The sequence below is a fragment of the Arthrobacter pascens genome, from assembly GCF_017052465.1.
GTDB classification, from domain to species: domain Bacteria; phylum Actinomycetota; class Actinomycetes; order Actinomycetales; family Micrococcaceae; genus Arthrobacter; species Arthrobacter pascens.
Genome location: NZ_JAFHKT010000146.1, coordinates 24,188 through 49,119, shown reverse-complemented (window position 1 = coordinate 49,119; position 24,932 = coordinate 24,188). Strand labels below are relative to the sequence as shown.

At 66.2% G+C, this 24,932-nt stretch carries 17 protein-coding genes; 11 read left to right on the top strand and 6 right to left on the bottom strand.

Translation table 11 applies throughout. The annotated features are described in order from the left end of the window. Window positions 1-31: 31 nt before the first annotated feature. A complete protein-coding gene (gene yczR / locus JYA52_RS15980; RefSeq protein WP_205654153.1) occupies window positions 32-1,522 on the bottom strand; it encodes a MocR-like transcription factor YczR in 1,491 nt (496 codons plus the stop codon). Between the two features lie 60 nt (window positions 1,523-1,582). Between yczR and yczE the strand changes: the two genes are divergently transcribed. Next, a complete protein-coding gene (gene yczE / locus JYA52_RS15975) occupies window positions 1,583-2,266 on the top strand; it encodes a membrane protein YczE (protein ID WP_240460430.1) in 684 nt (227 codons plus the stop codon). An 81-nt stretch (window positions 2,267-2,347) separates the two neighbouring features. On the opposite strand, the gene JYA52_RS15970 is transcribed toward yczE, so the two are convergent. The 4 genes from JYA52_RS15970 to JYA52_RS15955 form a co-directional block, all read right to left on the bottom strand. Continuing rightward, window positions 2,348-3,301: a DNA-formamidopyrimidine glycosylase family protein gene (locus tag JYA52_RS15970; protein ID WP_205654152.1), complete on the bottom strand. Its 954-nt coding sequence runs from the start codon at window positions 3,299-3,301 to the stop codon at window positions 2,348-2,350. Then, on the bottom strand, window positions 3,294-8,399 hold the full coding sequence (locus JYA52_RS15965; protein ID WP_425545831.1) for an Lhr family helicase: 5,106 nt from the start codon (window positions 8,397-8,399) through the stop codon (window positions 3,294-3,296). Before JYA52_RS15965 ends, JYA52_RS15970 begins: the two co-directional genes overlap by 8 nt. 136 nt (window positions 8,400-8,535) lie before the next feature. Next, the gene (locus tag JYA52_RS15960; protein WP_205654150.1) at window positions 8,536-10,053 is read right to left on the bottom strand and encodes an FAD-dependent oxidoreductase; all 1,518 of its coding nucleotides are present in this window, start codon (window positions 10,051-10,053) and stop codon (window positions 8,536-8,538) included. Window positions 10,054-10,235: 182 nt separating this feature from the next. Then, on the bottom strand, window positions 10,236-10,931 hold the full coding sequence (locus tag JYA52_RS15955; protein ID WP_205654149.1) for a DUF4232 domain-containing protein: 696 nt from the start codon (window positions 10,929-10,931) through the stop codon (window positions 10,236-10,238). Between the two features lie 457 nt (window positions 10,932-11,388). Between JYA52_RS15955 and JYA52_RS15950 the strand changes: the two genes are divergently transcribed. From JYA52_RS15950 to JYA52_RS15940, 3 genes are read left to right on the top strand one after another with little or no spacing between them, the layout of a single operon-like run. Beyond that, window positions 11,389-14,568, top strand: coding sequence for an efflux RND transporter permease subunit (locus JYA52_RS15950; protein WP_307869401.1), 3,180 nt, complete (start codon window positions 11,389-11,391; stop codon window positions 14,566-14,568). Continuing rightward, window positions 14,565-15,017, top strand: a complete 453-nt coding sequence (locus tag JYA52_RS15945) for an efflux RND transporter periplasmic adaptor subunit (protein ID WP_205654147.1) — start codon at window positions 14,565-14,567, stop codon at window positions 15,015-15,017. The genes JYA52_RS15950 and JYA52_RS15945 overlap by 4 nt, the downstream gene beginning before the upstream one ends. 1 nt (window position 15,018) lies before the next feature. Then, on the top strand, window positions 15,019-18,156 hold the full coding sequence (locus JYA52_RS15940) for an efflux RND transporter permease subunit (RefSeq protein ID WP_205654146.1): 3,138 nt from the start codon (window positions 15,019-15,021) through the stop codon (window positions 18,154-18,156). A gap of 18 nt (window positions 18,157-18,174) precedes the next feature. Here JYA52_RS15940 and JYA52_RS15935 read toward each other — a convergent pair whose 3' ends face one another. Beyond that, entirely contained in the window at window positions 18,175-18,741 is a 567-nt protein-coding gene (locus tag JYA52_RS15935; protein WP_205654145.1) for an SRPBCC family protein, read from the bottom strand. 162 nt (window positions 18,742-18,903) lie between these two features. On the opposite strand from JYA52_RS15935, the gene JYA52_RS15930 reads away from it, so the two are divergent. From JYA52_RS15930 to JYA52_RS15900, 7 genes are all read left to right on the top strand, one after another. Beyond that, a complete protein-coding gene (locus JYA52_RS15930) occupies window positions 18,904-19,242 on the top strand; it encodes a hypothetical protein (RefSeq protein WP_205654144.1) in 339 nt (112 codons plus the stop codon). 214 nt (window positions 19,243-19,456) lie between these two features. After that, a complete protein-coding gene (locus tag JYA52_RS15925) occupies window positions 19,457-20,461 on the top strand; it encodes a hypothetical protein (RefSeq protein WP_307869399.1) in 1,005 nt (334 codons plus the stop codon). Next, window positions 20,458-20,796: a PadR family transcriptional regulator gene (locus JYA52_RS15920; RefSeq protein ID WP_307869398.1), complete on the top strand. Its 339-nt coding sequence runs from the start codon at window positions 20,458-20,460 to the stop codon at window positions 20,794-20,796. Before JYA52_RS15925 ends, JYA52_RS15920 begins: the two co-directional genes overlap by 4 nt. Before the next feature lie 95 nt (window positions 20,797-20,891). Next, the gene (locus JYA52_RS15915) at window positions 20,892-21,599 is read left to right on the top strand and encodes a CPBP family intramembrane glutamic endopeptidase (protein WP_307869397.1); all 708 of its coding nucleotides are present in this window, start codon (window positions 20,892-20,894) and stop codon (window positions 21,597-21,599) included. A 172-nt stretch (window positions 21,600-21,771) separates the two neighbouring features. Next, a complete protein-coding gene (locus tag JYA52_RS15910; RefSeq protein ID WP_205654143.1) occupies window positions 21,772-22,971 on the top strand; it encodes a pyridoxal phosphate-dependent aminotransferase in 1,200 nt (399 codons plus the stop codon). After that, window positions 22,968-23,927 (top strand): 2-hydroxyacid dehydrogenase, encoded by a 960-nt coding sequence (locus JYA52_RS15905; RefSeq protein WP_205654142.1) that lies wholly within the window; start codon window positions 22,968-22,970, stop codon window positions 23,925-23,927. The genes JYA52_RS15910 and JYA52_RS15905 overlap by 4 nt, the downstream gene beginning before the upstream one ends. Window positions 23,928-24,131: 204 nt before the next feature. Beyond that, window positions 24,132-24,908 carry a type 1 glutamine amidotransferase domain-containing protein gene (locus JYA52_RS15900; protein WP_205654141.1) on the top strand — a complete coding sequence of 259 codons (777 nt, stop codon included), beginning with the start codon at window positions 24,132-24,134 and terminating at the stop codon, window positions 24,906-24,908. Window positions 24,909-24,932: the final 24 nt, after the last annotated feature.

The window sequence follows — 24,932 nt, the reverse complement described above, 5'->3', positions numbered from 1 at the left end:
CAGTGGGCTCGCGTAGCTGGGAGCCGGAGCCTCAGGCGATGGCCGCGGCCGGGGATTCCCTGAGTGTCCTGCGCAACTGCGGGGCGGCGTCCAGCCGGTCCTGGGCCGAGCGGAGTGCCCGGACCGCCTGCTCCAGTTTGTCCGGGGGCAGGGTGAACGGCACGCGGAGGTGGTTCTCAAAGACGCCGCCCACCCCGAACCGCGGTCCGGCGGCGAGCCGGATGCCGAAGTCGGGCGCGATGACAGTGAGCGCCGTGCTGCTGGCGGAGGGCAGCCGGCACCAGACGGCCAGGCCGCCCTCGGGCCTTTCCGCCTGCCACTCCGGCAGGTGGGCGGCGATCAGCTCCAGCAGTGCCGTCCGGCTCTCCCTGAGTGCCGCCCGACGCGCCGGCAGCGGCTCGTCCAGTGCCCGGACCAGGTGGGCCGCGGCCAGCTGTTCCACCACCGGGCCGCCCAGGTCCATCGTGGTCCTGGCCCCGGCAAAGCGCTGGATCAGGCTTTCGGAGGCCCGGATCCAGCCTGTGCGGAGCCCTGCCCAGTGTGATTTACTCAGCGACCCGATGGAAACCACCGCAGGGCTGAAGGCTGCCAGCGGCGCCGCGGTTCCGCCGTCGAGGTTCAATTCCCGAAGAGTCTCATCCGCCACCAGCACCGTGCCCGAAGCGGCGGCGGCGCGGACCAGCCGGCGGCGCTGGGCGTCGGGCATGAGCCGTCCGGTGGGGTTGTGGAAGTCGGGGACCATGTACGCCAGCTTGGGACGCTGCTGCATCAGGGCAGTCTCCACCGCGTCCAGGTCCCACCCGGTTTCCGGCGCCGGAGGCAGTGCCACCGGGACCATCCGGCAGCCCTGTGCGCGGATGGCATCGAGGGCGTTTGGGTACGTGGGTTGCTCCACCAGCACCTTGTCCTGCTTGCCGACCATCGCCCGGAGCACGATGTTCAGGGCGTGCTGCGCACCCGAGGTCACCAAAATCTGGCCCGGCGCCGTGGGCACCCCGACGGCGGAGTAGCGGGCGGCGATAGCCTCCCGGAGCGAGGGGACGCCCAGCGCGTCATAGCCAAATCCAGGCAAAAGGGCCGGCAGCTCGGTCAGGGCGGAGGCAAAGGCCCGGTGCACGACTTCGCCGCTGGCGGGGAGGGAGGCGTAGGCGAGGTCGATGACGCCCTCGGGAACGGCTAGGCCGGGAGCGCCAGGAAGGCCAGCGCCTGCCTCCGCGCCGGGCCCCGCGCCGGTGGCTTGGTCGGAGCTGCGCGGAAGGCAGGTGCGGCCGCGGGAGCCCTGGCCGCTGCTTAGGAATCCTTGTTCGCGCAGGCTTGCGTAGGCGGCGGTGACGGTGGTCCGGCTGACGGCCAGGGTGTCGGACAGGGTGCGCTCGCTCGGGAGGGCGGTTCCCAATGGGATGCGGCCGTCCAGCACGAGAAGGCGGACGACGTCGGCCAGTTCGCGGTAGGCAGGGGACGCGCCAACGTGCCATCGGCCCAGGAGGCGGGCAAGTGCTGCGGGGCTGAGGGAACCGGACATAAGGCCAGTATCTCAAACTGGCCATGGAAAACAAGGCCAGTTGTGGTTCAGGATGGGTGGATGATGACTCGCAGACTGCTCCAGCTCTTTACCGGCCTTGCCATGTACGGCGTCTCCTTGGCCATGTTCATCCGTGCCGGACTGGGCCTGGATCCCTGGGACGTGTTCCATCAGGGCGTTGCTGGCAGGACGGGTCTGAGCATCGGGGCAGTGGTGATCATCGTCAGCTTCCTGGTGCTGCTGCTGTGGATTCCTCTGAAGCAGTGGCCCGGATTCGGCACGCTGTGCAACGCCGTGCTGGTGGGTGTGTTCGCCGATATCGGACTTGCCCTGATCCCCGCTTTTTCGCATCTGGGCGGCCAGATCGCCCTGCTCGCCGGGGCCGTGCTGCTCAATGGCATCGCCTCGGCCTGCTACATCGGTGCGCGCTTTGGTCCGGGTGCCCGCGACGGCCTCATGACCGGGTTGGCCCGCCGCACGGGATGGTCGGTCCGGATCTCCAGGACCCTCATCGAAGTGGTGGTTCTTGGCGCGGGCTGGCTGCTTGGCGGATCCGTTGGCGTGGGCACCGTGGTGTATGCACTGGCCATCGGGCCTCTGGTGCAACTCCTGCTGCCGTACTTCATGGTCCCGGCCGCGGTCGGGGCGGTTCAGGCGGACGCAGCCTCCAAGGCGGAGCCGACGCGCGAAAAGGAGCCGACGAGCCCTGTCGGCGAGTCCGAGGCGACCGTCCGCGCCTCCTGACGACAGCGAACTCCTCCGGCGACAGGGAACCCCTCCGGCGACAGGCCGCTTGCGCGTCCCCCCGCCGATGGGGAGGCAGGGTCAGGCGTCGCCGGCGCCCAGGAGCGGCTGGCATTTCGGGCAGAAGTAGATGTCGCGCTCTTCGGTGACCAGCTCCGGCGTGCCAGCCGCCGGCATGCCCGTGCCCGGCGCAGACACACCCTGCCCGCCGGACGTCGAGATGGAGGCCGGCGACGCCCCGTGCGACACAGGCCGGCGGGGCACAGCCCTGCCCAGCACGCCGTGACGGATGGGGGTCCGGCAGCGGAGGCATGGCTGGTGCTCCCGCCGGTAGACCCAGTACCCGGGGCGGCCGGCGGCCCTGCCCACCGGCGTACCGCGCGCATTGAGCACGGTGGTGCGGCGGCCTGGACCGAGGTTGGCTTCGAGCAGCTGCTTGGCATCGGCGAACAAGGCGGGCAGATCCGCCACGGCCGAGACTGGCGTGGCCGGGTGAATTCCCGAAAGGAAGCAGGCCTCGCAGCGGTAGATGTTGCCGATGCCGGCAAGGTTGCGCTGGTCCAGCAACGCCACGCCGATCGGAACGTCCGGCGCCGATGCCACGCGCCGCTCCGCCTCTTCCGGATCCCAGTCCGGGCCCAGGAGGTCCGGTCCTAGGTAGCCCACAGCCTTGTCCTCCTCGGAGGTTTTGATGACTTCAAGCAGCCCGAGGGAGAAGCCGACGGCGTCCGCCACCGGCGTGCGCAGCACACACCGGGCTGTGAAGCCCGGTTTCCGCCATCGTCCGCCGGGCGGGTAGACCTGCCAGCTGCCCTCCATCTTGAGGTGCGAATGGATGGTCAGCCGTTCATCGCCCGGGCCGACCAGCCGCATGAGCAGGTGCTTGCCCCGCGGGACCACCTCTCCCACTGTCCAGCCCCGAAGATTCAGCGTGGCGAAGCGCGGCACCCGGAAGTCCGAGGCTGTCAGTTTTTGGCCGGCGAGGGCGCCGTGGAGCTGGTGGGCGGCACGCCAGACCGAATCACCTTCAGGCACGGATTCTCAGTCCCTTCGGGGTGGAGTAGGCGCCGGCCGCCGTCAAAGCCGCCGCGGCCGGAGTGTCCAGGATGCCGTGGCCGTTGACCTTTTCCATGACGAGCTTGTCCACGGCACCGCGCTTCACGACGTCGACAAGCGCCGCCCCGGCGGCGGCCAGCACCGCATCGTCCTCCGTAAAAACCAGGAGTGTCTTGCCGCCGCGTTCCACATACAGCACCAAGGCTCCGTCGACCAGCACCACCAGCGCCCCCGCCTTGCGGCCCGGACGGTGGCCGCTGCCGGCCTCCACGCTCAGGGCCGGCCAGGGCAGCGCGGCCCCGTACGGGTTGGCAGGGTCCGTGGCGGCGAGGGCCAAAGCTGCGGGTTCCGGCTTGGCAAGCTGCGTGTCCTCGGAATATGAGCGCAGGCGGTCCACCGTGGCAGGAACGGCGAACTGGGCCGCACCGAGGTGCTCGATGAAGTAGCCGCGGCGGCAGCGTCCGGCCTCCTCCAGCCTGGCCAGCACCTTGTACATCAGCCCGAAGCCGCCCAGGATGTTCTCTGCCATGACGGAACCGCGGGTGACCACACCGTACCTGTCGAGGAGCAGTTCCGCGGTGGCGCGGGCGTGAATGGTGGCGTCGAGCTCAGGGGAGGGGAGCGCCGACCACCGCCCCGCTGCCAGCGGCGGCGTGGGGGCTTGTCCGGTGATCTGGCCGTACCGCCCGCCGGAAAGCCCCGGCGAACCCAGCAGGCCCGTTCCGTGCGAGCGCCCCAGCCTGCTCAACCGCGGTGCCCGGGCACGGGGCGGCCGGGCCACCTGGCGGTGGGCCGTGTGCCCGCCGGCGATGAGGGCGCGGACGGGTGCGAACGTATCACCGGTCACGCGGCCCGCCCACACCAGGTCCCACAGCGCGGACACCACGTCCTGATCGCTGAGCACGGCATCCATCCCGCCCGCGATATCAGTGAGTTGCCGGAAAAAGTAACCGCCACCGGCGGTCTGCAGGTGGTCCAGCAGCCGCCTCTGGGCATCCCCGGGCTCGAAGTCGATCGCGGGATTAAGCGTCAACTCGGCCGAGTCGGCCAGATGCAGGCTGATCCAGCCGTCGTTGCCGGGCAGGGAGCCTGCACCGGACCAGAGGACCTCGCCGGCTGCCATGAGTTCGTCCAGCATCGCGGGCTGGTAGTTCGACACGCGGCTGGCCAGCACGAGCGGTTCCCAGGCCGACGCCGGTACCGGCACGCCGGAGAGCTGGTCGATGGCAGTGACGATTCCATCCAGCCCCCGCAGCGCCGGTTGACCGCCACGGGTTCCCGGTGAGCGCACATTCTGCCAGGCGGGAAGGAACCGCCCGTACGCAGTGCCATCCACGGGCTCCACTTCCGCGCGCAGCGCGGCCAGCGAACGACGGCGGAGCTTGCGAAGCACCTCGGCGTCGCACCATTCGCTGCCGGCGGGCAGGGTGACTGTGGAAGGCGGAACCGCCCCGGCAGGGGAAACGGTACCGGAGTGGTCTATCGCCTCTGCCGCCTCTGCCTCCTCAGGGCCGTCGGCACCTTGCCGTTCGGGTGTTGGCCCCGCTCCAGACTCGGCCGCCGGTTCGGAGTGGGGCCGGAACTCGCCCTCCACTACGCGGCCGTCCGCTGCGAGCCGTTTCAGCGCAGTACCCACGACGGCGACCCCAAGCCCGAGCCTCGCTGCGGCTTCCGTGGCGGTGAACGGACCGTGCGTTCGGGCATAGCGGGAGACGAGGTCGCCGAGGGGATCGGCCACTGGCTCGATGAACGCCAGGGGCACGCCCATGGGAAGGGGGACACCAATGGCGTCGCGCAGCCTGGCGGCGTCTTCCACCGCCGCAAAGCGCTCGACACCGCCGATGTTCACCCTGATGGCGCGGTTGGCCCGCTGGAGTGCCGCGAGGTGGGAGGCGGCGGCCGCGACGACGGTCTCGTCAGGCGCCGTTTCGAAGGGCTCGGTTTCGACAGGCTCAACCACCGGCGCGGCGGTTTCGACAGGCTCAACCACCGGCGCGGGCTCATCCGGCGCCTCGAGCCTGGCGGCGACTTCGTCAGGAGACAACGGGCCCAGCAGCCGCAGCAGGTCGGCGACGCCCTCCATGCCGCGTACCCGGCGGTCCGGGGCAAGGCGCTGCAGCTCGCGTTCTGTGGCCTCGATGACCCGGGCGTCCAGGAGTTCGCGCAGTTCCGCACGCCCCAGGAGTTCGTTGAGCAGCGTGGAGTCGAGCGCCAATGCAGCCGCCCGGCGTTCGGCGAGCGGGGAATCGCCCTCGTAAAGAAACTGCGCCACGTAGCCGAACAGCAGGGACTTGGCGAACGGGGAGGGCTGCTGGGTGGTGGTTTGGACAATCCGGAGTTCCCGCCGTTCCACCGAAGCGGCGATGTCCTTCAGCGCCGGCAGGTCATAGACATCCTGGAGGCACTCCCGAACCGTTTCCAGCACGATGGGGAAAGCGGGGTACTTCCGCGCGACATCCAGCAACTGGGCCGACCGCTGCCGCTGCTGCCACAGCGGCTGCCGCTTGCCCGGGGTCTGCCGCGGCAGCAGCAGGGCACGGGCTGCGCACTCGCGGAAGCGGGAGGCGAACAGGGCGCTGCCGCCCACCTCGGCCGTGACGATCTGCTCCAGTTCCTCGGGGTCGAACAGAAACAGCTCGGCGCCGGGAGGTTCATCCTCCATCATGGGCACGCGCAGCACGATGCCGTCGTCTGCCGCCATGGCGGAGCCGTCCAAGCCATAGCGCTGGTGGAGGCGCTGGCCCACGGCAAGTGCCCACGGCGCGTGGACCGGCATGCCGAACGGACTGTGGAGAATGACCCGCCAGTCGCCGAGTTCGTCGTGGAAGCGTTCCACCACCAGCGTGGTGTCGCTGGGCACCACCTCGGTGGCAAGCTTCTGCTCATTGAGGTACTGCAGCAGGTTGTTGGCGGCGAAGTCGTCAAGGCCGCTGGCCTTGCAGCGTTCGGTAGCAGGGCCGACGTCGGACGCGGACAGTTCCCGGACGAACGCGCCAAGGGCGCGGCCGAGGTCAACGGGCCGTCCCAAGGAGTCGCCCTTCCAGAACGGGAGTTTGCCGGGCTGTCCGAAGGCGGGGGAGACCAGCACGCGGTCGTGCGTGATGTCCTCGATCTTCCAGCTCGTGGCACCGAGGGCGAAGATATCGCCAACCCGGGATTCGTAGACCATCTCCTCGTCAAGCTCGCCGACGCGTCGGCCGCCCTTTGCGGGCGAGGCCGTGCCGGAAACCTTGCCGGCGGCGTCCCCGCCAGGTGAGGCCGATCCCTCCGCTTCGGTGCCGATGATATAGACGCCGAACAGCCCGCGGTCGGGAATGGTGCCTCCGGACGTGACGGCGAGGCGCTGCGCGCCTGGCCTGCCCTCGATGGTCCCTTCGTTCCGGTCCCAGATGATGCGGGGGCGGAGTTCGGCGAATTCGTCGGACGGGTAGCGCCCGGCCAGCAGGTCCAGGGTGGCCTCGAAGGCGGAGCGGGGGAGGGTGGCGAACGGGGCGGAGCGCCGCACGGTGGCAAACCACTCCTCCACATCGATCCTGCCCAGGGCCGTGGCGGCGACGGTCTGCTGGGCCAGGATGTCCAGGGGATTGGCCGGAATGCTGAGCCGCTCGATCTTGCCGGCCAGCATGCGCTCCACGGTGATTGCGGTGTGGACGAGATCGGCACGGTGCTTGGGAAAGAGGTAGCCCTGCGAGATCTCGCCAACCTGGTGCCCGGCGCGTCCCACGCGCTGCAGCCCGCTGGCCACGGACGGCGGCGATTCCACTTGGACCACAAGGTCCACGGCGCCCATGTCGATGCCGAGTTCCAATGAGGACGTCGCCACGACGCAGCGCAGTCGTCCGGATTTCAGGTCGTCCTCGATGAGGGCCCGCTGGTCCTTGGAGACGGAGCCGTGGTGGGCCCTGGCCAACAGCGGTTCGGCGCCCGAGGTGCTTCCGGCCTGCGCCATCATGTGGGCGGGAGTGGCCGTGGAGGTCTGGAGGGGGCCGGGCACAGCCGGTGCCGGCTCCTCCCAGCCGCCGCCGACAGCCAGGAGCTGCCGTTCGGCATGGATCTCGTTCAGCCTCGCGGTCAGCCGTTCAGCGAGCCTCCGGGAATTGGCAAAGACGATGGTGGACTGGTTAGCCAGCACCAGGTCCACGATCTTCTCCTCCACATGCGGCCAGATGGAGGCCTGGGGCTGCAGCCCCGAGGCCGGACCTGAATCGAAGGCCCCGGCTGCGCCCTGGAGATCCGACATGTCCTCCACCGGGACAGACACAGTGAGGTCCCAGTTCTTGCGGGAAGGCGGGGCCACGATCTCCACCGGAGCGGAGCCTGCCAGGAACTGGGCTACGAGCTCCCGCGGCTCCACCGTGGCGGACAGACCGATCCGCTGTGCCGGTTTGGGCAGCAGCGCGTCAAGCCGCTCGAGGGAGACGGCGAGGTGGGCGCCGCGCTTGGTGCCAGCCACGGCGTGGACTTCGTCCACGATGATGGTGTCCACCTCGCTGAGGGTTTCCCGCGCCCTGGACGTCAACATGAGGAACAGCGATTCCGGGGTGGTGATGAGGATGTCCGGCGGGTTGCTGAGCAGGGCACGGCGCTCGGACGCCGGCGTGTCCCCGGACCGGACGCCCACGGTGATCAGCGGCGCGGGCAGGTCCAGCCGCTTGGCCGTCTGGGTGATGCCGATGAGGGGGGAGCGGAGGTTGCGTTCGACGTCGACGCCAAGCGCCTTGAGCGGCGAAATGTACAGGACGCGGGTTTTTCGCTTTGGCCGCCGGGCCCTGGACTGTTTGGCGGCCCGTGCGCCGCCCGGGGCGCCGGCGGGAGGATCCTCGCCCTCGGCCTTCGGGCGGCCCTCCAGGCCCGGCAGTTCCGCGGGCATGGAGGGCCCGGAAACCTCTGCCTCGGAATGCAGCAGCCTGTCCAGTGCCCACAGGAAGGCGGCGAGCGTCTTTCCCGAACCGGTCGGGGCGACAACCAAGGCGTGAGAACCGGAGGAGATGGCGTTCCAGGCACCGCGCTGGGCCGGCGTAGGCTCCGAGAAGGCACCCAGGAACCACTCCCTGGTGGGCCGGCTGAACTGGCCCATGGAGTCCACCGAAGATGTGCCGCCGGATGTGCCGGCGGGCCCCTGCGACTGCATGCCTCCATCATGCCCTAAGGCCCCGACAGTATTCCGCCGTCGGCGGGCGAGCACCCGTCGCCGGCCCGCCGAGGCCGGCCCGTCAGCCGCGGTCTTCCGGCCCGGACTCCGCCGCAGGCTGCAGGTCGCGTGTGGCCGGTCCTTCGAGCAACGTGCCGTCGCTGCTGAAACGGGAACCGTGCAGGGGGCAGTCCCAGGATTTCTCGTTGTCGTTCCAGTGCACGATGCCGCCGAGGTGCGTGCAGACGGCCGACAAGGAACACGTCGTCCCGTTCACGGTGGACGTTGCGACGGGTCTGCGACCGCGAAGGGCAACGCTGCCCGTCCCCTCCGCGGGTGCGGGGCCTTCCTGGGGCAGTTTCTGGAGTCCGGCCCGCGCCCAGTCCTTCGCGAGGGTGGCTGCCACGCCGGCGTTGAGCGTGACGGCGGACACGGCGCCCTGCGGCGCGGTCACGCGGCGGTGGATGGTGTTGGCCCACTCCAAATTGCCGCCGAGGATGTCCGCGGCGATGCCGAGGGATGCCGCAACCGCATTGGTCATTCCCCACTTGTTGTACCCCGTGGCGAAGAAAATGCGGCCCCGTCCGCGGGGGAGTTTCCCGAAGAAGGGCATGAGGTTGGTGGACTGGTAGTCCTGGGCAGACCAGGTGTGGGTCACGGTGGCGCCGGGGAAGTGCGAGTGCGCCCAGGCCAGCAGTTCGTCCAGGTGCGCCTGTTCCGATCCCGCCTGTCCCACAGGATGGCCGTTGCCGCCTACCAGCAGCAGGCGCCGGCCGTCGGCAGGGTAGTCGCGCAGCGACCGGACGGGCTGCTCCACGGACAGATACATGCCGTCCGGGGGTTCCGTGGAGTCTGCCAGTTCCATCGCTGCGGCATAGGAGCGGTTGGGTTTGAGTTTGGCGAAGTACAGGCCGCGGTTCAGGATCGGCGTGCCTGTGGCGACCACCACGGAATTGGCTCGCACCGCCCCGTGGTCCGTCTCGACCGTGGACGGGGCGGTACCGCTGACGTTCAGGACCCGGACGCCGGTGACGACGGTGCCGCCGTGCGAGCGCACGTCCTTGGCCAAGGCGAGGACAGCATCCATGGGATTGATCTGCGCCTGTCCGCGGAGCCGCACCGCACCGTGGACCGGAAAGGGCAGCCCGGGGTTCCGCAGGTAGTCCACCTCGACGCCCGCGGCCAAAGCCACGGCGAGTTCCTTGCGCAGGATTCCGGCGCCCTGCGGCGTGGTGGCGTACGTATAAGCGTCACGCTCCTGGTAGGGAAGGTTGCTGGATTCGAGGTACCGCAGCAGCCAGGCCTGCCCCTCGCGGTTGGCGGCCACGTAGGCATCGACCATTCTGGCGGGGTATTGGCGCCGGAGGGCGGAGAGGACGGTCCCCTGGAGCAGGGTGACCTTGGCGGTGGTGTTGCCGGTGGTCACGGCGCCGGGGCTCCTGGCTTCGAGCACCAGGACGTTCTGTCCCGAGCGTGCCAGCAGGAGCGCGGTGACCAGCCCGGTGAGGCCCGCGCCGACGACGACAGTGTCGTACTTCCCACCGTGGTGGAAGTCGTCTCCGCTGAAAGTATCGGTGCGGTCCAACCAGAGCGACGTCATGGAAATCAACCTGCCTTCAACCGTAGCCACATCGCGGAGCACTCCTGCCGTGGGCCCTGCCAGGCGGTGAGGCCCCCGACGTAATCGCAAGTGTACTTATGAAATTGGGGCGGAGGAACAGCGCAGCCACCAACCCGTGGGCAGGACCAGGCGGAAGCGAAGGAGCCGGTGAGGCGGCAGGATTAACTGGGCTGGAACGCCCCGATGGTGAGGAGTTCGATGGAGGCGTTGCTGCAGGCGTCCGAAGGCCTGGCCATGAAGAGCGATGCGGTGTCCTCGGGCGGGTAGATCCGGAAACCGGCCGCCTGAGCCAGGGCGCAGTCCGGGTAGTTGCGGGCCTGGGTGTAGCGCAGCTCGGCAGAACCTGACTGTCCGGGGGCCAGCAGGACATCGCTCACGGGCGTGGCCGCATCCCGCCGGGCCGGCGCGCCGATCGGCTGGCCGCCGGCACCGTTGGTCAGTGATACACCGGGGAAGCCCTTGAGGTGGCAGGCCACGGTGCCGCTGTTGGTCAGGATCAGCCGCATGTAAACGCTGCCGGCCGCACCGCCGCCGCTGGCGTCCGTGCTGGCTTTCAGCGCCGACGACTTGCACAGCTGCGCGCCGGCGGCCGTGGAACCTGGCGCTGGCGCCGCGCTGCTCGGAGCCGGCTTGGACGGCGCCGAGGCGGTAGGTGAGGCAGCAGGGGAGGACGACGGCGGATCCGACGTTGCGGAGGCCCCTGGGCTGGCGCTGCTGCTTGCCTCAGCCGGGCCCGTTGTCTGCTCTGGGCTTGACTGGCTGGACGGTTGGCTCGGCCCGCAGGCCGTGAGCAAGAGCGCCAGGGCGGCAGCCGCCGTCGTGCCTGCCAGTCCGGTGGGGATTCGCTGAAGCCTCATAGGTCTAACCTTGCGGCACTCGCGTCCGGAGTCAACGAAGGCAGGACCGCGTGGCGGATTTGCTGCCCCGATTGTGACCTCCTGGGCCCGTGACGGTCTCACGGCGGGCCCTTAATTCGGAGGTTCCCGCGCCTGCGGAGAATGATGCAACGATAAATCTTTGCCCGCCCGAAAAAAGGCCGGGATAAGGGCCAAAAATCAATGGATAAGCTCATTTTCCTATGTCAGAATGAGCGTGGTCTCACTTGCCCGGGAATTGGTTAATCAATTCGGATAAGAAAATAGCTCTCCGTCTGGCCGCGTCTGCTCCATCACCTGCGCGCCAGCCACGTCCCCGGATGATCGGGGACGTGCAGGGTTGAGGGAGGCAACTCGGCACTCATCCGCGGCAACGCCGCTGCGGGTGAACCCTGAATAGGCGCATCAGTAATTGGAACCGGCAGTGGTGCCCGTTCCGATGGCGATGGGGGCTGAGGATATGACCGGTTGGCTTGTCCGCTGGAGTCTTAAGTTTCGTTTGATCGTTTTGGCCGCTGCGGCCGGCATTTTAGGGCTTGGGTTGACCAGCCTGCCGTCCATGCCAGTGGATAATCTTCCCGAATTTTCTCCACCGCATGTGGAAATTCAAACCGAGGCGCTGGGCCTGTCCGCCGTAGAAGTCGAACAGCTCATTACCTCACCCATGGAGGCGGACCTGCTGAACGGGGTCGCCTGGCTTGATGAAATCCGTTCCGTTTCCGTTCCGGGCCTGTCCTCCATTGAGATGGTCTTCGAGCCGGGAACGGACATATTGCGTGCCCGGCAGCTGGTGGCCGAACGGCTGACCCAGGCGTTCGCCCTGCCAAATGTCTCGACGCCGCCGGTGCTGATGCAGCCGCTGTCATCGACGAGCCGAGTGATGATGGTGCAGATGACCTCGGAGGAGGTCTCGCCAATCGACATGTCGGTGCTGGCACGCTGGGACATCAAACCCGCGCTCATGGGCGTGCCAGGTGTTGCCAACGTTTCCATCTACGGCCAGCGGGAGCAGCAGCTGCAGGTCCAGGTCGACCCCGCTAAGCTCCGCGCCCAAAATGTGACACTGAACCAGGTCGTGGAGACTGCCGGCAACGCCGTGTGGGTTTCGCCGCTGAGCTTCCTTGAGGCCTCAACCCCGGGAACCGGCGGGTTCCTGGAATCCGCCAACCAGCGGATCGGCATCCAGCACGTTCTTCCGATCAGGACTCCCGAGGACCTTGGAAAGGTCAGTGTTGAGGGGGCCGAAAACAAGTCGCTGAAGTTGTCCGATGTGACGACCTTGGTCGAGGATCACCAGCCCCTGATCGGCGACGCCGTCACCGGCAAGACTCCGGGGCTACTGCTGGTGATCGAGAAATTCCCGGACACCAGCGTTGCGGACGTAACCAAGGGCGTTGAAGAAATCCTCGACGGTCTGCGTCCCGGCCTGACAGGCATCACAGTAGATTCCACAGTCTTCCGTCCGGCATCGTTCCTTGAATCCGCTGCGAGCGGGCTTGGCGTCGCATTGCTAGTGAGCCTCCTGGTGGTGACGGCCGCGATCGGGCTGGCATTCCGGTCCTGGCGGTATGCGGTGCTGGCGTTCGTGGCGATTTCCGTGGCAGCGACGGCTGCCGCGCTGGTGCTGCACTTCCAGGGCGCGATATTGAACACGATGGCGTTCGCCGGCCTGATTCTGGCACTTATCGTCATCATCGGCGACGTCATCATGGACCTGCACAGTTTCCGAAGGGACGCCGCAGACGACAAGGTGTCCCAGGGTGCCCTGCTGGCCCATGGGCTGCAGCGTTCGCGGGTACCTGTCCTCTTTGCGGGCCTTGTCGCGTTGTTGGCTCTGGCGCCGGCGTTGTTCGTTCCCGGCGTGGACGGGGCCTTCTTCAAGCCCCTGGTGTTGTCATATCTGCTGGCCACTGCCGTGGCAATGCTGGTAGCCCTGACGGTCACGCCGGCACTGGCGAGCCTGCTGTTGCGCGGCCGCCAGCGGCCACGGCGGACTGCGCCGCTGGTCCAGAAGATGGGACAGCGCTACCGCAGGGCAGCGGGAGCCTTCGCCAAGACCGGGGCCGTTCTGGTTGCATCCGTCGCCGCAGTGCTGGCCATCGTGGCCGTGGCACTGGTGCCGGGACTGACCAGGGAACTGCCGATCGTGGGCTCCGTTCCGGACCGTACTCTCTTGGTTGAGTGGGAAGCGGCGGCAGGAACGGGACCGGACGTCATGAACCGGCTGATGACCAAAGCCGGTGAGGAGCTCAGCACTGTGGAAGGAGTGGCGAAAGTTGGCGGTCATGTGGGCCGTGCCGTCACCTCGGACCAGTCCTCCAACGTGAGCGCCGGCGAACTCTGGGTCACCATGAAAGAGGGTGCGAATTCCGCTGACGTCCGGAACGATGTCGGGCAGATCGTGGCGGGCTACCCCGGCCTGAACGCCAATGTCACCACGTATCCTGAGCAGCAGGTCGCCGCGGCCAAGGCCCTTGACGACCGCCAGTTCCGGGTCCGCGTGTACGGTGTGGACCTGGCCATCCTGCGGGAAAAGGCAGAGGAAATCCGCGCCATCCTGTCGCGCACGGGCGGGGTTGTCAATCCGACCGTGGAAGCCACTGCCGAACAACCCGTCGCCGAGATCGAGGTAGATCTGGTGAAGGCTCAACAGGCAGGCGTCAAGCCCGGCGATGTGCGGCGTGCCGCGGCCACCGTGCTGCAGGGCATCGAAGTCGGCTACATGTTCGAGCAGCAGAAGGTGTTCCAGGTTGTCGTTAAGGGCACGGCGGAGACGCGCCACAGCCTGACCACTGTCCAGAACATGCTGGTGGACAAGCCCGAAGGCGGTCAGGTACGTCTCGGTGACGTCGCAAGTGTCAGGCTGAGCCCCAACCAGACGGTGATCCACCACGACGACACGTCCAGGCGCCTCGATGTTGTGGCTGACATTCAGGGCCGTAACCTCGCTGATGTCAGCGCAGAAATTCAGTCGGCGATTAAGGGAATGCAGTTTCCCATCGAATACCACGCCGAGATTCCCAAGCAGTACGGCGAGCAGCAGGCTGCCGGCTCGCTGTTCTGGTGGCTGGCACTGGCTGCGGCCGCCGGCATCCTGGTTCTGCTGCTCACGGTGCTCGGCAGCTGGCGGCTCGCAGCGCTGGTATTTGTGCTCCTGCCGGTGGCGTTGGCAGGGGGCATCATTGCCGCCTGGCTTACGGGCGGCTTCGGATCCCTGTACGTCCTGGTGGCCCTGGCGGCCGTACTGGCCTTCGCGGTCAGAGACGCCGTCATGTTGATGGGGACCTATCAGTCCCTGCAACAACAGGCGCCAACGGAGGCTCCGGGAGTGCTGATGAAACAGGCGGCTTCGGAGCGTCTGCAGCCGACGGTGTTGTCGGTGCTCATAACCGGTCTGGCGTTGCTGCCGCTGGTGCTGTTCGGCGGGTCTGTCGGCTCTGGCATGCTGCTGCCGCTGGCGCTGATCGTGTGGGGCGGCCTGATCACGTCGGCCCTGCTCACCCTGTATGTCCTGCCGGTCCTCTTCCTCCGCTTCGGTCCGGCCGCCAACACGGACTGGGGAAGCTCATTGGTGATTAACAACGGACCGGTTCTGCCGGAGAGGTCGGAATTGTCATGAAAAGCAATAGTGGTTTTGGGGGCTGGCGTTCTGTTCTGGTGCTTGCCTTCGCAGCGTCAGTGGGCCTCTCCGGGTGTGCGGCAGTGAAACCTGCTGCTGTGGCCACCGGGGAGGCAGCGTCCACCATGGAGAAGGTCGGCCCGGATCTGAACAAGCTGACGCTGACAGACAAGGCAGTGGAAAGGCTGGGGGTAACCACGGCGAAGGTCACCAAGGGCGCAGGCAGCGCCGTTGAAATGCCATACGGGGCGCTGATTTACGACGGCGCCGGTAAGACCTGGGTTTACACCAACCCGGAGCCGCGTACCTACATCCGGGCTGCGGTGACGGTGGACCGGATCACCGACAACAAGGTCCAGCTCCGGTCCGGCCCGCCGGCAGGAACCGATGTTGTGACCGTGGGGGCCGCTGAACTGTTCGGCGCCGAATTCGGTACGAAGGGGCACTGACATGCGCCGGATCGTCGGGTTCAGCCTGAAATTCCGCGCCTTGGTGGTGGCCATCGCGGTGGCAATGATGGCGTTCGGCGGCGTCCAGCTCAGCACGGCCTCCGTGGACGTCTTTCCCGAATTTGCGCCGCCAAAGGTCGAGATCCAGACAATCGCCATTGGTCTCACCGCTGCCGAGGTGGAGCAGTTGGTGAGCGTTCCGCTCGAAGACGCCCTCAACGGCGTCGAGGGATTGGACGAAATTCGCTCCAAATCCGTGGAACAGTTGTCCTCGATCGTGCTGATTTTCGCCCCGGGGGCGGACCTGCTCAAGGCCCGCCAGCTGGTCTCGGAGCGCATCGCCACCGTCACCCCGTCGCTGCCCACCTGGGCGGCACCGCCGATGATGCTGCAGCCGCTTTCGTCCACCAGCCGGGTCATGAAAATCGGCCTGACGTCGGACGAGCGCTCGCTGATGGAAATGTCCATGATCACCTACTGGAAGATCCGCGCCCACCTGCTGCGTGTCCCGGGTGTCGCCAACATCGCCATCTGGGGTGAGCGGCTGCAAATGCTCCAGGTGCAGGCCGTCCCGGAGAAGATGAAGGCCCACGACGTCACGCTGAACCAGGTCATGGATGTTACAGCCAATGCCCTGGACGCCGGCCTGTTGCAGTATTCGCCGGGTTCGGTCATCGGCACCGGCGGCCACATCGAGACGCCGAACCAGCGGCTCAGCATCCAGCACGTGCTGCCGATCACCACTCCGAAGGATCTCGCGGAGATCACCATCGAGGAGAAGAACGGGAAGCCGCTCCGCCTGGGTGACGTGGCCAATGTTGTGGAAGACCATCAGCCGCTCATTGGTGATGCTGTGATCAACCAGGGCCAAGGGCTGATGCTCATCGTTGAGAAACTTCCATGGGGCAACACCCTGGAAGTCACCAAGGGTGTAGAGGCAGCGCTGAAGCAGATGGAGCCGGGACTCAGCGGCATCACCGTTGATACGGAGATTTTCCGCCCGGCGACCTTCATCGAGGAGTCCCTCAACAACCTCAGCCGCGCGCTGCTGCTGGGCTGCATCCTCGTGGTGTTGGTGCTGGGGGCGTTTCTCTTCCAGTGGCGGACGGCACTCATCAGCCTGATAGCCATCCCGCTCTCGCTCGTGACGGCCGCGTCCGTCCTCTACCTCACCGGTACTGCTGTGAACACCATGGTCCTGGCCGGGCTGGTGATTGCCGTCGGGGTGGTGGTGGATGACGCCATCATCGACATTGAAAACATTATCCGAAGACTCCGGCAGCACCGGGCGACGGGCGGAACCCGCTCCATCGCTTCGGTGGTGTTGGAGGCCTCCCTGGAGGTCCGCGGACCGATCGTCTATGCCACGCTGATCATCATCGCAGCTGCCGTGCCGATCTTCTTCCTGCAGGGACTCACCGGCGCTTTCTTCAGACCGCTGGCCATTTCCTACACCCTGGCGGTGCTGGCATCAATGGCTGTGGCCCTGACAGTGACCCCTGCCCTGGCGCTGATCTTCATGCGAAAGGTTCCGTTGAAGGAGCAGGAGCCACCCCTGGTCCGGGTGCTCAAGCGTGGCTACCACCGGATCCTGAGTAAAACCGTCCGGCGCCCTGCGGCAGGTTACGCGACCTTCGGCGCCATGGCGGCCATCGGTGTCATCACGGCACCGCTGCTGGGCCAGTCGCTGCTGCCTGACTTCAAGGAGCGCGACTTCCTGATGCACTGGTTGACTCAGCCGGGCACTTCGGTCCAGGAGGAGTACCGCGTCAGCCAGAAGGCCTGCGCGGAACTGCTGACCATCCCGGGGGTGCGGAACTGCGGCTCCCACATCGGGCAGGCTTTCAACGCCGACGAAGTGGTGGGGGTGTATTTCGGTGAGAACTGGATCAGCGTCGACCCCGCAGTGGACTACGACAAGACGTTGGCCGCAGTCCACGAAGTTGTGGATGGTTACCCCGGGATCGTGCGCGACGTTCAGACCTACCTGAAGGAGAGGATCCGCGAGGTCCTCACGGGCGCCAGCAACGCCGTCGTCGTGAGGCTTTACGGGGACGACTTGGCGCTCCTGCGTTCAAAGGCCGCGGAAATCCACGCGATCTTTGAAGGGACCGAAGGAGCCGTCGGCACCAACACGGCCCTGCAAAAGGACATTCCGCAGATTAATGTCGAGGTTGACCTGGAAAAGGCCCAGAGCTATGGGCTGAAGCCGGGCGACGTCCGGCGGGCCGCGGCAACGCTCGTGGCCGGAGAGGAAGTGGGCGACGTGTACCGCGGCGGTAAGGCATATGACGTCCAGGTCTGGAGTCCGCCAGAGGTCCGCTCCGATCTCACCGCCATCAGGAACCTCCCCATCGACACACCCAGCGGGCAGAAGATACTGCTGTCCGATGTGGCAAGTGTCCAGGTCAAGCCCACCCCGAACGTCATCCAGCGCGATGCCCACTCCCGGCGCATCGATATCCAGGCCAACGTGAAGGAAGGCCAACTGGGCACGGTGGTTGCGGCCATGGAGGAAGGGCTCAAGAAACTGGAGTTGCCCCCGGGCTTCCGTACGGAAATCCTGGGCGAGTACCAGGAACGCCAAGCAGCAACCAACACGCTGATGACCCTCGCCATCGGGGCAATGGCCGTGATTTACCTGCTCCTGCAGGTAGCCTTCGCGAGCTGGCGGCTGGCCACACTGGTCATCCTCACGCTGCCGATAGCCCTCGTGGGCGGCGTGTTCGCCGCCTTCCTGGGAGGTGGCGTGCTGTCATTGGGCTCGATCGTGGGCTTCCTGACAGTCATGGGTATCGCGGCCAGGAACGGCATTCTGCTCATCAACCACTGCCAGCACCTGGAGAAGTATGAGGGCATGAAGTTTGGCCCCGAGCTCGTGCTGCGCGGTGCAGGGGAGCGGCTCTCGCCGATCCTGATGACCACGCTCGCCACCGGGCTGGCCCTCGTTCCGCTGGTGGTCCTGGGCGCAATTCCGGGACACGAGATCGAGCATCCCATGGCGCTCGTGATCCTCGGCGGGCTGGTGACGTCCACGCTGCTTAACCTCTTCGTGGTGCCGTCGCTCTACCTGAGGTTCGCCAAATCCCGGAAGGAGCGGAATGAGGCGCCGCCCCAGCCCGAGCTGGTCAACGCGTAAGTAACACCCGAACAGTAATTAGGCCACCCGCCGCCGACGCCCCGCCAACCGCGGGAACGTGGGCGGCGGTGGTGCGGGTACGGTGTGCGGGTCCGTGAGGGCCCGCCGGCGGCGCAGCTCCAAGGCGAGGCTTTCCTGCCCCCGTGCCATGGCCCAGCGGTGGTTGGCCGAGAACGCCGGCTTCAGCAGCCAGCTCAGGCGCCGCAGCAGTGGCTTGCTGGCGCTGACCTTCCAGTCATAGGTGACGACGGTTTCCGGGCCGTCCTGTTCAAAAACCCATGTGCCTGTGCCGTCGAGATCCCCGGTAGCCCGGATGGCGAAGCCCCTGCTGGTGATGGGTGTGGTGACGGTCAACGTCCAGCGCAGTGTGTACGGCAGCCATCCCTTGGTGTGAAGCCTGGCCATGCGTCCGGTGCCGTCCTCCCTGCCCGCGTGGATGCCTTCCACCGACAGGTAGACCGACGGCCACCAGTCCGGCAGCGTGGCCGCCTCGCCCAGGATGGCCGCCACCTCGTCCGGGGTTCCGGCCACACGCCACACGGTGCGGAACTCGTAGTCGGTGCTTCTGGTGCGCCGCGAATCCACAGGGCCTCCTCAGGGTTAACGGTCTGACGTCCATTCAAGCGCCGTTGGCCGCCGGGCTCAATGCCTCAGGCCCCTGGGGTGGCTGTGGACGGCGCCCTGTACGGGCTTAACACCCCGCCATAGACTGCTGAGGTACGTCGCTCTCTAACGCAAGGAGAAGTCATGAACTACGCAGGGACCGGCAACGAGAAGACTGTCGCGGCCACCGACCTCAACAGGACACACGTTGGGCTGACCGTCAGCTTCCAGCCCGACGACGGCACTCTGGTGTTTGGCCGCATCGGCGCCATTGTGCGCAAGGACACCGGCGTGACGATTGCCCTGGAAGGGGTGGATGGCACCGGCGGACTGCAGACCAACTACACCGTTTCCCCGACCCAAAACGTGTACGTCCAGCCGGACATGCTGACCAACACCGAGACCACCATAAAGGACCTGTTTGGCAAGGTGCAGGAGAACCTGAGGGGCCACAAGGGAGACCAGAGGCCGGAGGCCATGTAGCAAGCGGGTGACCGGCAGTGTCGGGCGCAGCAAGGGCCCCTGCTTCCCTCAGCAAAGGGAAGCAGGGGCCTTCGCTATGTGGCGGCGAGGGTGGGGGCTTCGCCGGCGGACCTCCTCCGGCGCTGACCTCCTATCCTGGCCGGTTGGATGTTGCCTATATCGCCAAACTCATGATTCTATCTAGGTAGATATTTTACCTAGATACGGGGGAATCGTGGTTGACATCGACGAGTGGCCTGCAATCGATCAGGGGTGGGCGATGCGGTACCGCCTGGCGATGACGGGTAAGTGTGTTCCGGCCCTTTCGCTTGGAGAGCGGGAACAAGATCTGCTCGACGCGATCCGTGAGGCCGGCATGCCCGCGGCCGAGCTGTTCGGTGATGCCAAAACACTCGCGACCGAAGATGCCGCTGAGCTCGCGACTACGGACGAGACGGTGCGAACCTCTATGGGAGGAGGGCTGAAACCAGCGCTTCGGGAACTTGCAGGCACCTGGGTGGGCATTGGTGCCGTCGCGGTGCTGATCATGGTCCTGCGTCACGGCTGGTCCGTGGACCTGGATGCCTCCCATGTTCTTGTCGCCGCTAGTGTGGCTGCCGCGTTCCTGGGCTGGAACGTAGGACGTGCGCTTTTCACCGCTGGGCGATCGGGCTCGGCGATCGGTGCACTGATCGCCGTCGGCACGGTCGTTGTCGCCGGGATCGCCTCCGCAGCGAATCTCGGCACCGGACACATGGCGGCCAGCGATGTATCTGTTCTCCTCCTCGCGCCGGTGATACTTGGGCCGGGCATCGTCGTACTTTTGGTTTTGAGTCGAATGCCGCAGCACGATCTGCGAAGTACGTGGGATGACGGCGCGTGGTTGCGCCGATTCAGGGGCGGTTTGCGGTCTCGTCTGATGCCGTCCAAGACGGCACGAGGTCACGTTGCTGAAGTCGAGCAGGCCCTGGAATGGGCGGGTAACACGGCCTACACGGAATTCGGGCACCCGTTGTCATTCGCGCGTGAACTGGCAGCAGCTGACCGAGCCACGCGGGCGCGACAGCGGTGGGCGGTCACGACTGTCAGTACCGGCGGTCCGCTGTTGATGGCTGCTCTCATCCTCACGAACCAAAGCTGGGGGATGTTGACGGTACCTATCGCGGTAGGTTTCGTTCTGTCCGCCGTCGTCGCGTTCAGCGTGGGCTGGAGGGACCAACCGCGGATGATGAAGCGATGACTCTCCCGGCCTGGCAGCGGGCTTCATTGCCGATGCTTATCCTCAAGGTGCTTGCCGTTGCTCCCCGGCATGGGTATGGCATCTCCCAAGCCCTCGTTTCAGTAGGACTCCAACCCATCAAGGGCGCTCAGCTCTACCCTGCACTCGTGCGGCTCGAAGACGAGGGAGCGATCCTTGCCCAATGGGAACAGGGCGGATCCGGGCCCGCGCGGAAGGTCTACCAACTAGCACCCGCAGGGCGTCAACAGCTGGAGGACCTAGGCGCGCAATGGGACATGTTCATGCGTGCGGTCGAAGCCCTCAGCAGCGAACCATTAGACCAGCACCGTAAATGAGACTTCCGCCCGCACATCAGCATGTCTGCACCAACAATTGGGGATCCTTGTCAGCCACACCAGCCAGTGAAATGCACGCTCCTACACATCGAACAGTGTCTGTGACACTCGGGCAGGCAGCATGGGCGCTGATGTTCGTCGCCATCTACATCGCGTTAGTCGCCGGCGTGATCCTCGCGCTCGGCCTGCCAGGCATCATCGATTTCACCCCCGACTCACTCCTTCTCGTCCTGCTTCCCACTGCTACCGCAGCCGCGATTCTCGCCATCTACCTGCACCTTTTCCGGCGGAACAACCTCACGCCGGCGGACCTTGGATTCCGACGGTTCACGCCAAGACTGTTCCATCTGCTCTGGCAGATACCTGCCACCATCATCGTGTGCGCCCTCATGCAAGGCCTGTCCCTTGCACTGCTCACCCTCACCGGCCTGGATACGACAACCGCAAAAGCTGCCAACGACCCCCTCACAGACCTCGCAGACCTACCTGCTTCAATCGCTGTAGTCACAGTGCTTGTCATCGTTGTCCTGACACCCTTGTGGGAGGAAGTCCTCTTCAGGGGTGCGTTCCTCGACGGCCTCTCCAGGCGTCTCCGGCCAGCCGTGGCGATCATCCTCTCGGCAGCCCTCTTCGCCGCCGTCCACGTTGTCCCGTTGAGTTTTCCCTACCTCTTCACGCTTGGCATCGCGTTGGCCCTCGTCCGACGCTTTCACCAGAACATGTGGGCGCCAATACTCCTCCACGCAGCCAACAACGCCCTCGTGGTACTCCTCGCCCTCCTCCTCGCCCGAGCCGCCAGCTAAAAGCTGGAAATCCTCGAGGGGGCGATTCAGCACCTCACTGTGAGGGCGGACCCTCTAAGGTTCCCTCCAGGATTTGGCTGTATATCTTATTGCGGAGATTGATATATGAGTCCTATACTTGATCTGAATCCGCCGGAGGATCGATCGTCAACTCGATGAGGAGTGGAACAGCATGCAGCAACTCGCGCACCGGCTCGAACGTCTGGGCACCGAAACTGCCTTCAGCGTCGCCCAGGCCGCGGCCGCCTGGAAAGCGAAGGGGAACCTCGTGTACCCCTTCCATCTCGGCGACATCAACATCCCGACGGCCCCGCACATCGTTGAGGCGATGAACCGGGCCATCGCCGACGGCTATACGGGCTATTGCCCCGGCCCCGGCATCCCGCAGCTGCGCGAGGCGCTCGCAGACGATCTCGGGGCCCGCCGGGGTATCAAGTTCTCCCCCGACAACGTCGTCGTGATGACGGGCGGCAAGCCCGTTATCACGAAGTTCCTGCAGGCGGTCATGAACCCCGGCCAGGAAGTGCTCTATCCCAACCCCGGCTTCCCGATCTACGAATCGCAGATCGAGTACCTTGGCGGCACGGCCGTGCCTTACCGCTACCTGCCCACGAGCCAGGGCTTCGCGATCGACCTCGACCAGGTGCGCGCATCGATCACCCCGAACACGGTCGCAATCATCTACAACGACCTGCAGAACCCCATCTCGGCCGAGTCGACGGCGGCCGAGCGTGAGGCCATCGCGCAGCTCGCCCAGGAGCACGATCTCTGGGTACTCTCCGACGAGGCCTACTTCGAGACGCGCTACGAGGGGGTCTCGAGCTCGATCGCGTCGCTTCCCGGCATGGCGGAGCGCACCGTCATCCTCTACACATTCAGCAAGAAATTCGCCATGACAGGCTCCCGCCTGGGCTGCGCCGTCGCGCCGATCGAGATCGCCAAAATTCTCAGCACACTCAACACCAACGATGAGTCGTGCACCACGCACTACGTGCAATGGGCCGGCATCGAAGCACTCCGTGGCACCCAGGAACCCGTGCAGCAGATGCTCGACATCCTTCGTGAGCGCCGGGATGCCGCATGCGAACTCGTGAACGACATTTCCGGCATGCACGTCGCCGTGCCGCAGTCGACGTTCTACTTGTTCCCCGACGTCACCGACGCGATGGAGCGCATGGGCTACACGGCTGTTGGCGATTTCGCCACCGCAGCCCTGTACGAAACCGGCGTCTCCTTCTGCACACGTGAGCACTTCGGCCGACGCCAGCCCGGCGAAGAGCGGCAGTACATCAGGCTCGCCTACTCGGGCATCGACGTCGCCGACATCCGCGACGGCCTCGGCCGCCTGCGCAAGTGGATCGAGACGGCATGAGCCGGGTCGTCGTCACGGGACGTGTACCCGAAGCCGCACTCGAGAAGCTGCGCGCCGAGCACGAAGTCGATGCATGGCAGGGTCCGGAGTCGATTGGCCGCGAGGAGCTCCTGCGCCGAGTAGCCGGGGCCGATGCCGTGGTGAGCCTGCTCACCGAACGCATCGACGCCGAGCTGCTCGACGCCGCCGGCCCGCAGCTCAAGGTCGTCGCGAACGTCGCCGTGGGCTATGACAACATCGACGTGCCCGCCTGCACCGAACGGGGCATCGTGGCCGCCAACACCCCCGGCGTGCTCACGGATGCCACAGCCGACATCGCAATGGGCCTCATCCTCATGTCGACCCGCCGGCTCGGCGAGGGGGAGCGGCTCATCCGCTCCGGCCAGGCCTGGAAGTGGGGCATGTTCTTCCTGCTCGGCAGCAGCCTGCAGGGTAAGACCCTCGGCGTCGTCGGCATGGGCGGCATCGGCCAGGCGACCGCGCGCCGGGCCAAGGCCTTCGGCATGGAAATCGTCTACCAGTCGCGCAGTGAGATCGATCCCCAGATCGCCGCCGAGCTGGGCGCCCGGCGGGTCGATCTCAACGAGTTGCTGACCGTCTCCGACGTCGTTTCGCTGCACTGCCCCTACGGGCCTGCCACGCATCATCTGATCGGCGCCGAACAACTCGCGGCGATGAAGAGCTCAGCGTACCTCGTCAACACCGCGCGCGGACCGATCGTCGACGAAGCGGCGCTCGCGTCTGCGCTTCGCGAGGGACAGATCGCGGGCGCTGGGCTCGACGTCTATGAGCACGAGCCCCGTGTGCACCCCGAGTTGCTTGAGCTCGAGAACGTGGTGCTGCTGCCGCATCTGGGCTCCGCCACAGTGGAGACGCGCACCGCGATGGCGATGCTCGCCGCCGACAACGCCCTCGCCGTGCTCAGCGGCGAAGGACCGCCCGCACCGATCAATTAGCGGCACGGGCGCCCATATGGCGCGCATGATTGCTGGGATAGATCTGTCCCAGCCGGCCAACGACACGACCAACGCTGAACGAGTACGAGCCCCGTCCAGAAGGACGGGGCTCGTACTCGTTCAGGCCGCCACCGTCTAAGGCGGGGAGGGAGGGCCTGAACAGGGCTGGGCGTAGGGTGGAAGTCGGACGAAAAGGAGCACTTCATGAAGAAAATCCTCATGGTACTGACCAGCGTTTCCGAGATCGGCGATACCGGAGAGAAGACCGGGTACAACGTGGCCGAGGCTGCACATCCCTGGAAGGTCTTCAAGGATTCCGGGCATTTCGTCGACTTCGCGTCCATCCAGGGAGGCCAGCCCCCACGCGACGAGGTGGACGTGGATGATCCCATCCAGGTTGCCTTCACGGAGGACGAGACCACTCGCGCCGGTCTCTACAACACTGCCCGCGTCGACGTCGTTGATCCCGACCAGTACGACGCCGTCTACCTCGTGGGAGGCCACGGCACCATGTGGGACTTCCCGGACAGCGAGGGCCTGCAGAATCTGGTAGCCAGCGTCTACAACGCGGGCGGCGTGGTGGGTGCTGTCTGCCACGGGCCGGCCGGATTGCTGAACGTCGAGTTGGCCAACGGATTTCGGCTAGTCGAGGGCAGGAAGGTCGCTGCCTTCACCAACGACGAGGAGGTTGCCGCGGGGAAGGACAAAGTCATCCCGTTCCCTTTGGCAGACCGGCTTGAGGAACAAGGCGCGACCCACGTCTCTGCTGGTGTCTTTGAAGAGAAAGTCGTGGTGGACGACCGGCTGGTAACCGGCCAGAACCCGGCGTCAGCGGCCGGCGTCGCCAAGGAGATGGAGAAGCTCCTGGCAGAGGTCATCCACAAGGAAAAAGCCGAGGAACAGCACGATGCGGAGGCTCTGCGCGCCGAGAAGGACGCCGAGAAGAACGCCAAGAAGGCTGCCGCAGAAGCAGAGCACTAACACCAACAGCGCACTGAACGCACA